At 62.1% G+C, this 11,829-nt stretch carries 12 protein-coding genes; 7 read left to right on the top strand and 5 right to left on the bottom strand.

Going from position 1 to position 11,829, the window contains the following annotated elements:
- On the top strand, nucleotides 1-236 hold a 236-nt coding region (locus Q0603_RS15865), incomplete at its 5' end, for a transposase (protein WP_298727444.1).
- A gap of 72 nt (nucleotides 237-308) precedes the next feature.
- Entirely contained in the window at nucleotides 309-806 is a 498-nt protein-coding gene (locus tag Q0603_RS15860; RefSeq protein ID WP_298727441.1) for a DUF2165 domain-containing protein, read from the top strand.
- Between the two features lie 6 nt (nucleotides 807-812).
- Here Q0603_RS15860 and Q0603_RS15855 read toward each other — a convergent pair whose 3' ends face one another.
- Entirely contained in the window at nucleotides 813-2,219 is a 1,407-nt protein-coding gene (locus Q0603_RS15855; RefSeq protein ID WP_298727438.1) for an FAD-binding oxidoreductase, read from the bottom strand.
- A gap of 34 nt (nucleotides 2,220-2,253) precedes the next feature.
- Between Q0603_RS15855 and ybaK the strand changes: the two genes are divergently transcribed.
- Entirely contained in the window at nucleotides 2,254-2,730 is a 477-nt protein-coding gene (ybaK, locus tag Q0603_RS15850) for a Cys-tRNA(Pro) deacylase (protein ID WP_298727436.1), read from the top strand.
- Nucleotides 2,731-2,743: 13 nt separating this feature from the next.
- On the opposite strand, the gene Q0603_RS15845 is transcribed toward ybaK, so the two are convergent.
- Nucleotides 2,744-3,673: a LysR family transcriptional regulator gene (locus tag Q0603_RS15845; protein ID WP_298727433.1), complete on the bottom strand. Its 930-nt coding sequence runs from the start codon at nucleotides 3,671-3,673 to the stop codon at nucleotides 2,744-2,746.
- A 104-nt stretch (nucleotides 3,674-3,777) separates the two neighbouring features.
- Here Q0603_RS15845 and Q0603_RS15840 point away from each other — a divergent pair, with 104 nt between their 5' ends.
- The 3 genes from Q0603_RS15840 to Q0603_RS15830 are packed head-to-tail and all read left to right on the top strand — an operon-like array spanning nucleotide 3,778 to nucleotide 7,872.
- Entirely contained in the window at nucleotides 3,778-5,172 is a 1,395-nt protein-coding gene (locus Q0603_RS15840; RefSeq protein WP_298727430.1) for a VOC family protein, read from the top strand.
- Nucleotides 5,169-6,605, top strand: coding sequence for an FAD-binding oxidoreductase (locus tag Q0603_RS15835; RefSeq protein ID WP_298727427.1), 1,437 nt, complete (start codon nucleotides 5,169-5,171; stop codon nucleotides 6,603-6,605). Before Q0603_RS15840 ends, Q0603_RS15835 begins: the two co-directional genes overlap by 4 nt.
- Before the next feature lie 37 nt (nucleotides 6,606-6,642).
- Entirely contained in the window at nucleotides 6,643-7,872 is a 1,230-nt protein-coding gene (locus Q0603_RS15830) for a pyridoxal phosphate-dependent aminotransferase (RefSeq protein ID WP_298727424.1), read from the top strand.
- A 48-nt stretch (nucleotides 7,873-7,920) separates the two neighbouring features.
- On the opposite strand, the gene Q0603_RS15825 is transcribed toward Q0603_RS15830, so the two are convergent.
- The gene (locus Q0603_RS15825) at nucleotides 7,921-8,412 is read right to left on the bottom strand and encodes a hypothetical protein (RefSeq protein ID WP_298727421.1); all 492 of its coding nucleotides are present in this window, start codon (nucleotides 8,410-8,412) and stop codon (nucleotides 7,921-7,923) included.
- A 143-nt stretch (nucleotides 8,413-8,555) separates the two neighbouring features.
- Between Q0603_RS15825 and Q0603_RS15820 the strand changes: the two genes are divergently transcribed.
- On the top strand, nucleotides 8,556-10,295 hold the full coding sequence (locus Q0603_RS15820; protein ID WP_298727418.1) for an IlvD/Edd family dehydratase: 1,740 nt from the start codon (nucleotides 8,556-8,558) through the stop codon (nucleotides 10,293-10,295).
- Nucleotides 10,296-10,404: 109 nt separating this feature from the next.
- Here Q0603_RS15820 and mog read toward each other — a convergent pair whose 3' ends face one another.
- Nucleotides 10,405-10,935, bottom strand: a complete 531-nt coding sequence (gene mog, locus Q0603_RS15815) for a molybdopterin adenylyltransferase (protein WP_298727415.1) — start codon at nucleotides 10,933-10,935, stop codon at nucleotides 10,405-10,407.
- 4 nt (nucleotides 10,936-10,939) lie between these two features.
- A complete protein-coding gene (locus Q0603_RS15810) occupies nucleotides 10,940-11,692 on the bottom strand; it encodes a cyclic nucleotide-binding domain-containing protein (RefSeq protein WP_298727412.1) in 753 nt (250 codons plus the stop codon).
- Nucleotides 11,693-11,829 lie beyond the last annotated feature (137 nt).

The following is an 11,829-nucleotide window of genomic DNA, read 5'->3' as shown; positions in this document are numbered from 1 at the left end:
GCGAGAGCTTCAACTCGAAGCTCCGCGACGAACTGCTCGACGGTGAGATCTTCTACAGCCTCGCCGAGGCCAAGATCATCATCGAAGCCTGGCGGCGGTACTACAACACCGAGAGGCCACACTCGTCGCTTGGATACAAGCCACCGGCACCCGAGGCCATCATCTGGCCTGCGCCAGCAAGCGGAGCAGCACCGTCATCTGCCCAGGCAATAGCCCCAAGGCCGATCATGAACTAAGATTGAAACCGGACCACCCTATGGGGTCAGGCCACCGCTGCTTTGCCGGCCGGATGACGAGCATCATGCGCTATGACGATTATCCGGACTTCCAAAACGACTCTGGTTGCGGCGGTGGCCCTGTGGGGCAGCCTCGTTGCGTTTGGCAACATCACGGATTACGGGACGAACTTCGCCTTCGTCACGCATGTGCTGTCCATGGATACGGTGTTTCCGGACACGACGATACGGTACCGGGCGGTTACCAGCCCGGGGCTGCATCACGCGGCCTACATCCTGATCATCGCTTTTGAAACGCTGGCGGCTGTCCTTTGCTGGATCGGCGCGGTCCGGATGTTCAGGGCGATCTCAACGCCTGCCGCGTTCGCCCGGGCCAAGAATTTCGCCGTGCTGGGCCTCACCGCCTGTCTTCTGATCTGGCTGGCTGGATTCATGGCTATCGGCGGCGAATGGTTCGGCATGTGGATGTCCAAAGAATGGAACGGGATCGAGGCCGCATTCCGCTTTTCGGCCCTGAGTCTGGGCATCCTGATCTTCGTGACGCTTCCGGACGGCCATCCGGCTGAATGAGGCCTGCTACAGCCTGGCATCCACCAGGTGAGTGGCCTGAGCGCCTATTTCGTAAAACATCTGCTTTGGAAACCGGAATGCCGCGGCCTTGACCGGCGTGACGGGTAACGGCAGATCGGCATCCCGGATTTCGCCCCGCACATAGGACGCAAGCACGCGCCCGAAAACCGTGCCCGGCGCAATGCCACGGCCGTTATAGCCGCTGAACCCGATCATCCGCTCATCGTATTTGTGGAAGCGCGGCAGGTTGTCCGACGTCATTCCGATCGTGCCATACCAGATGGCCTCGAACTCCACCTCGCCGAAACCCGCAAACATCTTCCCTATCACGCGTTTTGCCCAGGCCTGATGGATCGCGGTGCCCGTGCCGCGCAATGCGCCGATGCTGCCGAATACCAAGCGTCCGGCCTGATCCATGCGGAAGGAGTTCATGACAAGCTGTGTGTCCCAGGCGCCTTCGCCGCCGGGAAGAATGCGGAGGCGCAATTCGGCCGGTAACGGCCGGGTCGCCATGTTGAAGTAGGGCAACGGCACCTGCTCCGTCCGGGCAGGATCGCCCGGGCCGCTGCCATATGCGTCGGTGGCGAGAATGATCCATTCGGCTGTGACATGGCCGCCCGGGGTCTGGATGCGCCAGTTTCCATTGACGCGCTCGACGGATTGAACCGGCGACCTGGAGAAAAGTTTTGCTTTGGCTTTCTGGGCGGCGGATGCTAGGCCTCTGGCATAGGCGAGCGGCTGGATCGTGCCCGCCCGGTGATCGAGCAGCGCGCCGGCATATTTGGTGGTTCCGAGCTTCTTGGCCGCTGTTGCCGCGTCCAGGACCTCAACATGGGCGCCGCGCGCCTGCCACTGTCTGGCGCGCTCTTGGATTTCGTCGAAGCCTTTACTGCCATAGGCGCAGTGGAGCGTGCCGGCATGCACTGCCTCGCATTGCAGCTCATGTTCGCGGACCAGATCGAACACCAGCTTCGGGCCGTTTCCGAGCAGGTCGAGAAGGCGATCGCCATAGTCGCGGGGGAGCGAACTGCGCAGGACTTCCGGCATCACCCACATACCGGCATTGACCAGTCCGACATTACGACCGGCGCCGCCGAAGCCGAAATCGACGGCCTCGAGGACCGCGACCTCGGTGCCGCTTTTCGCCAGGTGAAGCGCCGCCGAAAGACCGGTATAGCCGCCGCCGATGACGGCGACCTCCACATTCAGATGGCCGGTCAGGGAATCCGTGTCGGGGCCGGCTGGAGCGGTCAGTTCCCAAAGCCCATGGGAAAGCGGGTTGTTCAGCATTCTGTTTTCTCCAGCTTGAGCCTGGCCGGTTTGTTGGCGCCCTCGGTGCAAACACGGGCAGCGAATCGCCCCAAGTCTACCTGGATTTTTTCTATCCCAGGAGGCGGGGAAGATTTTATACATTCATTTAATTTGGCAGCGATGAATTGAGGAGCCCGTGTCGAAGACCACTCGCGCCACCCAGTTTCTTCAGCAGAAGCGGGTCAGTTTCACCATTCATACCTACGATTACGATCCGAATGCCGACCGCATCGGGATGCAGGCTGCCGAGGCTCTGGGCGAGGATCCGTCCCGCGTTCTGAAGACGCTGATGGCGCTCGTTGACGGCAAGCCGGTTTGCGTGGTGGTTCCGTCCGACCGGGAAGTGTCGATGAAGAAACTCGCTGCGGCCTTCGGCGGAAAGTCGGCGCAGATGATGAAGCCGGCGGATGCCGAGCGTGCGACCGGCTACGTGGTCGGCGGCATCAGCCCGTTCGGACAGAAGAAGACGGTGCCGACTGTAATCGAGCAAGCGGCGCTCGCGCACGATCTGGTCTATCTCAATGGCGGGCAGCGCGGCCTGCAGGTCCGGCTGAACCCGACGGATCTGGTGCGCGTGCTGGACGCCAAAGCCGCGGCCCTGGTGAGCGACTAGGCGCTGCGCCTGATCAGGCGGCTTTGCTCGTCAGCTTCTGCGCTGGCTGCGGTTCGGCGACCTTGCTGATCATCCAGTTGTAGAAGGATTCGAGCAGAGGATTCTCCTGCTCGCTGAGTGGCGCGACCAGGTAATAGGCGTTCTCGGTCACCAGAGATTTATCCGACACGATTTCCAGCGATTTGTCGGCCAGTTCCCGTTCTATCAGGTATTTCGGCACAAGGCCGAAGCCCATGCCGCTTTGCACCGCGCCGATGATCATGCTGAACTGATCGAAGCGATGGCCGCGATAGGCGGCGGAGTCATCGGCACCGGCAAGGGTCAGCCAGTCGCTCCACGCGCCGGGGCGCGTATCCAGATGCAGAAGCGGCCCTTTGACGATCTGTTCCAGGACGGAGCCTTTGCGCTGGTCGAGGAAGTTCGGCGCTGCGACGACAAACATTTCCTCCTGGCAGATGAAGCGGCATGTCGCCTGTGCCCAGATCGGCTGGCCATAGTGAATGGCGCCATCGAGCGGCGTCTCGCTGAAATCGAACGGCTTCGAATGCGACGACAGATGAAGCGCGACACCCGGATGCTTCTCGAAAAAATCAGGAAGCCTTGGGATCAGCCAGCGCGAGCCGAAGGTCGGCAGGGTCGCGATGCTCAGCGTCGTACCCTGCGGCGATGACATCACTCGCAGTGTCGACCGTTCAAGCTGCTCCAGAAGCTTGCGCGCTTCGGGGAAAAAGCGACGGCCTGCGCCCGACAGAACGACACGCTTGCGGATACGCTCAAATAACGCCACGCCGAGCTGGTGTTCTAGTTCCTTGATCTGACGGCTGATCGCGCTTTGCGTGAGGTTCAGTTCCCGGGCGGCCTCAGTGAAGCTGCCGAGGCGGGCGGCGGATTCAAAGGCTTGCAGTTTGACGATGTCCAGGGTGCGGCGGCGGGTGATGGTCATTCCGAATCCAAATCAACTCGTTCGAAAACTTCGCAATCTTCCGGCGATAACAATCCATATAATGCCGTTCAAGCATCAAGTTCATAATTAGTAACGGTAAGGTTATGACCAACGCGTTCGTCTCCCCAGACCAGATTCGTCAGGCTTTCTCAGCGGCGATGTCCGCCATGTATCGGGACGAGGTACCCGCCTATGGCGTACTTCTGAAACTTGTCTCGGACGTGAATTCCCGCACGTTATCGCGGAATTCTGAGCTTCGTTCACAACTTGAGGCCGAGGGCAGCCTGGAGCGCCTGTCCGACGAGCGGCATGGCGCCATCCGCCTCGGCCGCGCCGACGAACTGGCGATGATGCGCCGCGCCTTCGCCGTCATGGGCATGTTTCCGGTCGGTTATTACGACCTGAGCGAAGCGAGCGTGCCGGTTCATTCGACGGCTTTCCGCCCTGTCGAACAGGCCTCGCTGAACCAGAATCCGTTCCGCATCTTCACGTCATTACTGCGTCTCGACCTGATCCGTGACGAGGGTCTGCGCAGCGAAGCGCAGGCCATTCTCGCCAAGCGCAAGATCTTCACCGATGGCGCAATCGCCCTGATCGACAAGGCGGAAGCCCAGGGCGGTCTTTCGGCACAGGATGCCGAGCGTTTTGTCGCCGAGCTGCTGGAGACCTTCCGCTGGCATGCGACGGCGCGGGTCAGTCACGACCTGTATTCCCGGTTGCATTCCGCGCATCGCCTGATCGCGGATGTCGTCTGCTTCCGCGGTCCTCACATCAATCACCTGACGCCGCGGACGCTGGACATCGATGAAGTACAGCGGCTGATGCCGGAATATGGCATTTCGCCGAAGGCCGTCGTCGAGGGTCCGCCCACCCGCGAATGCCCGATTCTGCTGCGGCAGACCTCGTTCAAGGCGATTGCCGAGCCGGTTTCCTTTGTCGAAGCTGACGGTTCCAAGGTCCAGGGGGCGCATACTGCGCGTTTCGGCGAAATCGAGCAGCGCGGCGTTGCGCTCACCCCGAAGGGCCGCGCGCTTTACGACCGGCTGCTGGATGTCGCCCGGCAGGATGTCCGCCCGGCGCCGGATGGCTCCAATGCCGCCGAGTATCAGAAGGCTCTGGAAGCGGCATTCCGCAATTTCCCCGACGACTGGGACACCATTCGCCGGGAGAAGCTGGGCTACTTCACCTATCGCGTTGCCGACCGCAGCTGTGTTGGCGACATCCCGGTCTCGGAAGCCACGCTCGACCGCCTGGTTGAAGCGGGCGCCGTTGCCTGCTCGCCCGTCATCTACGAAGACTTCCTGCCGGTCAGCGCCGCCGGAATCTTCCAGTCGAATCTGGGCGACGATCCGGCGCAGGAATTTGTCCGCAGCCCCAATCAGCGTCTCTTCGAAGAGGCGCTGGGTGCGCAGGTCCTGAACGAGTTCGAGCATTACGCGGCGATCGAGGCGGCCTCGATCAAGCGTTGCCTGGCGCAGCTGGAGGCCGTCGCCGCATGACCGGCACGGGCAATCCCCACACTACCCGCCTGGCTGCAATCCTCGGCGAGAAGGGGCTGATCTCGGATCCCGAGGGCATGGTCCCTTACGAGACGGGCGCGCGCTCAGACAAGGGGCGCGCCCTGTTCGTCGCCCGGCCGGCGACGACCGAGGAAGTGTCCAAGGTGATTGCCTATTGTGCGGCCAATGGAATCGCCCTCATTCCGCAGTCCGGCAATACCGGGCTGGTGAACGGCTCAATTCCGGATCACACGGGGCAGCAGGGCATTCTCAGCGTCGACCGGCTGCGCGGGGTGTTCCAGGTGGACCGCATCAACCGGTCGGTAACCGTCAGCGCCGGCTTCCGGCTGTCTGAGATCAACGAGCGGCTGGCGGAGCACGGCCTGTATTTCCCCATCGATCTTGGGGCCGACCCCGGCGCGGGGGGCATGGTGGCCACCAATACCGGCGGCTCCCGCTTCCTGCGTTTTGGCGATGTCCGGCGCAATACGCTCGGTCTGCAAGTCGTTTTCGCCGATTCTGAAGGAAGCATCCATCGGTTCGGTTGCGGTCTGCGGAAGGACAATACCGGTGCCGACTGGAAGCAGATGTTCATCGGCACCGGCGGTGCATTCGGCGTCATCACCGAATGCACGTTCAATGTCGAACGGCTGCCCCAGCAATCGGCAACGGCCTATCTGGTGCCGTCCAGCGATACGGATGTGGCGATCCTGCTGGAGGAGATCGAAGCGCGGACGGGCGGCTATCTGACCGCGTTCGAGGCGATGTCGGGAAATGCCATCCGCGCCGCTCTGCACCATGCGCCATCGTTGCGGAATCCGTTCCCGGGGGGAGAAATCCCGGATCTGGTTCTGCTGGTGGAACTGAGTCGCACCTGGCCGTTGCGCGCGGGCGAGCAATCGCTGGACGACGTTTTGACGGCGGTGCTTGGCGAGATATGGGAGCTTTCCTCACAGCCGCTGTCAGACGCCTTCCTGGGCAAGCCGGAAGAAATGTGGGCGCTGCGCCACGCGTTGTCGGAGGGCGTGAAGGCATCGGGCAATCTAGTCGCTTTCGATCTTGGTTTCGCCCGCGGCGATGTGATGCGATTCCGCGCGGACATGGTCAACAGTCTGGCGCGGCGCTATCCCGAGGTCATGGTCTGCGATTTCGGTCATGTCGGCGATGGCGGCCTGCATTTCAATCTGGTGATTCCCAAGGGATCGCCCTGGTTCACGCCTGCCAATGTCGAGGAGCTGCGGCAGTTCGTGTTCGAGACAGCGGTGGAGAAATACGCCGGAAGCTTCAGCGCCGAACACGGTCTGGGGCGGCGCAATCAGGCGTATTACGACCGCTATGCCGCACCAGTCGAACGCCACCTGAGCGCCGTTTTCAAGCACGCAACCTCGCCATCGCCATTGGGGGCGGCGATTCTCGCTGCGCCGGATGCATAGCTGTGCGAAGAAATTCAAAGGTCATCGAGTAATCAACATGTCTCAACAGTCTGAAAAAGCGGCATTCCGTCCCGCCAGCCGTATTGCCGCTATCAAGGTTTCCGAAATTCTGCGCATCGGCGCGGAAGCCACAGCCATGAAGAAGGCAGGCGAGCCCGTCATTATCCTGGGTGCAGGCGAGCCGGACTTCGATACGCCCGATTCCGTCAAGCGCGCCGCACAGAAGGCGATGGAACGCGGCGATACAAAGTACACGGCCCTGGATGGCACGCCCGCGCTGAAGGAAGCGATCCAGCACAAGTTCCGTATTGAGAACGGCCTTGATTTCAAGGTGGCAGAAATCACGGTCGGGGCCGGCGCCAAGCAGATCATCTACAACGCCTTCATGGCGACCCTGAATCCTGGCGATGAGGTGATCCTGTTCGCGCCGTACTGGACGTCTTATGCCGATATCATCCATATCTGCGGCGGCGTGCCCAAGATCGTCGAATGCAAAGCCGAGAATGGCTTCCGGGCGACCGCCGATCAGTTGCGCGGGGCGATCTCGCCGAAGACGCGCTGGGTGCTGCTGAATTCGCCGTCCAATCCCAGCGGCGCCGCCTATGGCGCCGAGCATTACAAGCCGCTGCTGGACGTCCTGCTCCAGCATCCGGATGTGTGGGTGATGGCGGACGATATCTACGAGCATATCGTCTATGACGGCTTCAAGTTCGTCACGCCGGCTGCTTTGGAGCCGCGTCTCCGCGACCGCACCCTGACCATAAACGGCCTGTCCAAAGCCTATGCGATGACCGGCTGGCGCATTGGCTATGGCGGCGGTCCGGAGGCGTTGATCAAGGCGATGGCGGTGGTGCAGAGCCAGAGCACGTCGAACCCGTGCTCGATCAGCCAGGCCGCGGCAGTCGAAGCTTTGACCGGTCCGCAGGATTTCCTGGCCGAGCGGCAGGAAAGCTTCCGGCAGCGCCGCGATCTCGTCGTTTCGGCGCTGAACAAAATCCGCGGCATCGAATGCCGGGTGCCGGAAGGGGCGTTCTATACCTTCGCGAGTTGCGCCGGTTTGCTCGGCACCCGTGCGCCGGATGGCACGGAAATCCGTACTGATCGGGATTTCGCGTCCTACATCCTGAAGCAGGCGAAAGTGGCCGTGGTGCCCGGGGCGGCGTTCGGATTGTCACCGTTCTTCCGCATTTCCTATGCGACATCGGCCGCGGAACTGACCGAAGCGCTTCAGCGCATCGCTGCGGCCTGCGAGCGCCTAAGCGCATAAAGCAGGTAAGTCAGCACTAACTTGTGCAGTAGAAGGTGAGTGGTGCCGTCAGCGTCCGGCCCGGTCGATCTCCGACCGGATGCTGGCGGCCCAATCCCGGAATAGCCGGGCATCCTCGTCGAACTGCTCGCGTGTGACATTGGCCACCGCGAAAATCTGCTCGCGCTCCTCATGCGGTTCGGCATAGGGATTTTCGGGATCGATCTCGACGCCCAGTTCGCCCGATCTGGCACCCATCTTCAGAATGAAGCAGTCGCGATCCGGATGGTCGTGATGCATTGCCGAGGTAATGGCAAGCCAGGCCGCGCCCATGGCGACGGCATTGGCCTCGACGCCGCCTTTGAGGTGGTCGCCGGCGTCGAGACTGTTCGCCAGCATGTCCCACATCAGGAGCCGGAAGGCGGCCAGCGAAAGTCCGCTATTGGCCATCATGCGGTTTGCCTGATTGGAGAAGCGCAAGGTATCGGCCACCTGCATCTCGAACTGCAGATCGCCCAGACCATACTGGATGGCGAAGCTGTAGGTCGCGCCGGGGCTCATCGCGGCATCTCCTCTTGCGGGCGCGGCGGCGCTGGGCGGAGAGATAGGCGTCGCGCGAAGGCCATAGATGCTTGTGGCAAAGGCGATTGTTGACAATCTGGTGGGGGAAGTCAAATGTGCCGCTCCAGGAGGAAGCGAGCCCGATGCCTCAATCCAAATTCAAAGGGATGGCCGATCCTACAGGCATGCGCCGCAACCTAGCGAATTATGGCGATGCCGGGTTTTCCGTATTTCTGCGCAAGGCCTTCATCAAGGCCATGGGGTATACCGACGAAGCCCTGGACAAGCCGATCATCGGCATCGTCGACACCAATTCTGGCTATAATGCCTGTCATCGTAACGTCCCCGACCTGATCGAGGCGGCCTCGCGCGGCGTGATGCTGGCGGGCGGAATTCCGATCCCGTTTCCGGTGATCTCGATTCAGGAAAGTTTCTCCAATCCCACCAGCATGTATCTGCGCAACCTGATGGCGCTGGACGTGGAAGAGATGATCCGCGCCCAGCCGATGGATGCGGTGATTTTGCTCGGCGGCTGCGACAAGACCGTGCCTGCGCTGATGATGGGCGCGGCAAGTGCGAATATTCCTGCCATCATGCTGGTGACCGGCCCGATGCTGGCTGGCTCGTGGCGCGGCGAGAAGCTTGGCGCCTGCACCGATTGCCGCCGCTTCTGGGCGCGCTATCGCGCCGGCGACATCGATGAACAGCAGATCGATGAGGTGAACAGCGAACTGGCGCCGACCATCGGCACCTGCGGCGTGATGGGCACTGCCAGCACGATGGCGCTGACGGTGGAAGCTTTGGGCATGATGCTGCCTGGCGGCGCGGCGGTACCGGCCGTGCATGCCGAACGCCGCCGCCTGGCCGAACTGACCGGTAAGCGCGCGGTGGAAATGGCGGCAGAGCGTCTGACGCCGGACAGGATCCTGACGCCCGCCGCCTATCGAAATGCCTTGCGGGTTCTGCTTGCCGTTGGCGGATCGACCAATGCACTCATTCATCTGACCGCGATGGCCGGCCGCAGCGGCATCGCCATCGATCTGGACGGGTTCGATGCGATGGGGCGCGAAACGCCGGTGCTGGTCGATCTGAAACCGACCGGCCAGCATTACATGGAAGATCTCTACAAGGCCGGCGGCCTGACGCCGATCCTGCGCCAGTTGGGTAATCTGCTGGACCGGAGCTGCCTGACGGTGACGGGCAAGACGCTCGGCGAGAATATCGACGCCATGCCGCCCGACTGGCCGCAGGACGTGATCAGGCCGATCACCGAGCCGGTCTACAGGACCGGCGCCATGGCAGTGCTGCGCGGCAGCCTTGCGCCCGATGGTGCATTGATCAAGCAGGCGGCTGCGACTCAAAGCCTGTTACAGCATGAAGGCCGCGCCGTTGTCTTCGACGGTCTGGCAGATATGGCGGCGCGGCTGGACAGCCGCGATCTCGACGTGGCGCCGGATGACATCCTGGTGCTGCGCAATGCTGGCCCGAAAGGCGCGCCCGGCATGCCGGAAGCGGGCTATATCCCGATTCCGAAGAAGCTGGCGCAAGCCGGCGTCAAGGACATGGTACGCATATCGGATGCGCGGATGAGCGGTACGGCCTATGGCACCATCGTGCTGCATATCGCGCCGGAGGCAGCCTCGGGTGGCCCGCTGGCCCTGGTGAAGACCGGCGACCGCATCAGACTGAATACGGCAGGACGCCGCATCGATCTGCTGGTCGATGACGCGGAACTGGCCAAGCGCCGTGCCACCTTGCCGCCATTGCCGTCGGGCGAAGGCCGCCGCGGCTACGACAAGCTATATTTCGACACCGTCACGCAGGCCGAGCGCGGCTGCGATTTCGACTTCTGCATCCCGGAGATTGTCCACCGCGTACCGTGACGCCATAACCGCATAGCTGCCGACCGGCTGCCTTTCTCCGTCTCTGGCCGTCCGTCTATCTCGCGCCCACTATGCCGCAAATGCTCAAGTTTATGGCTGATGCCGGACGCTACTTCGCCGGGCGGAAGGCGCGGCAGACGTCTGGATTGGTCTCCAGATACGCGCCGCCGATCAGGTCGATGCAATAGGGGATGGCGGGGAATACCGCCGCGAGGCATTCGGCAATCGCCGCCGGCTTGCCTGGCAGATTGATGATCAGGCTGCGGCCCCGGATACCGGCAGTCTGGCGCGACAGAATCGCCGTCGGCACGGATCTCAGGCTGACGGAGCGCATCAATTCGCCAAAGCCCGGCATCATCTTTTCACAGACCGCTCCGGTCGCTTCCGGGGTAACATCCCGTAAGGCTGGCCCGGTGCCTCCGGTGGTAACGATCAGCGGGCAGTGCCGTTCGTCGCTCAGCTCCATAAGCGTCTGCTCGATGAGAGGCTGCTCATCGGCAATCAATCTCGTTTCCGCCCGCCAGGGCGTGGCGAGGATGTGCTGCAACTCGGCGATGATTGCCGGGCCGCTACGGTCTTCGTAAATGCCGGTGCTGGCGCGGTCGGAAATCGTCACCACGCCGATGGGAATGGCGGACATCGCGTCAGGCCCGGGCCATTTCGGGCTGCGTGGCTTTCACTCCACTTGGCGAGACGTTGCGCGCCACGCGGTTTGCCGGTGCCACCGGGCGATAGAGCTTCTGCAGCCGGCTGACATCGGCGATTTCGATGCGGCTGCCGCTGGCGCGGACACCAAAGCTGCGCAACTGCTGGAAGGTACGGGACAGACATTCCGAACTCATGCCCAGCTCGGCGGCGATGGTCTTGCGATCGTCGGCAAGGCGGAAGCTGTCGGGGCCGCTTTCGACCGCGCTGTGACGCACGAGATAATGCGCCAGCCGCTCGGTGGCGGTGTGCAGCTTCAGCTCGCGCAGGTGTTCAACCAGCAGGCGCCAATGGCGCGCCAGCCGGTCCACCATCATCAGCGCGAGGGCGTGCTCGGTTTCCAGCGCCTGGCGGAACCGCCCGCTCGGGATCAGCAGGATCCGCGACGGCGTGGTGGTTTTGGCGGTGACGAGATAGGGTAGCTGCAGGATTGCGGCGGCACTGACGAAGATCTCGCCGTTGCCGAAAGTCGTGACCACGGTAGTGTCGCCATCGCTGCATTCCGCCATCAATGCGACGCGGCCGCTGATGATCAGGTGCACAAATTCTGATTCTTCGCCCTGCTGGGTCAGGATGGCATGCTTCGGATATTCCCGAATGGCGCAATCGCGTACGAGACGCTCGGCAATCGCCGGCCCAAGCCTCTGGTAGAGCTCAGTTTCTTTGAATGCTTGCTGATCGATAGCGCGCATATAGCACCTCCATTATCACCAGAGTATCGGACGCGGAATATCACTCATTGATCGACATCAAGCATGGCATTGATGCCGTACCGAGATCAATTTTTGATGGTAATCAAGGATTTTTGCGACGCAAAAATGCGCTGCAG

Source organism: uncultured Ferrovibrio sp., assembly GCF_937960835.1.
Taxonomy (GTDB): Bacteria; Pseudomonadota; Alphaproteobacteria; order Ferrovibrionales; family Ferrovibrionaceae; genus Ferrovibrio.
Note: the sequence above shows the minus strand (reverse complement) of the source record. Positions and strands in the feature narration are given on the sequence as shown.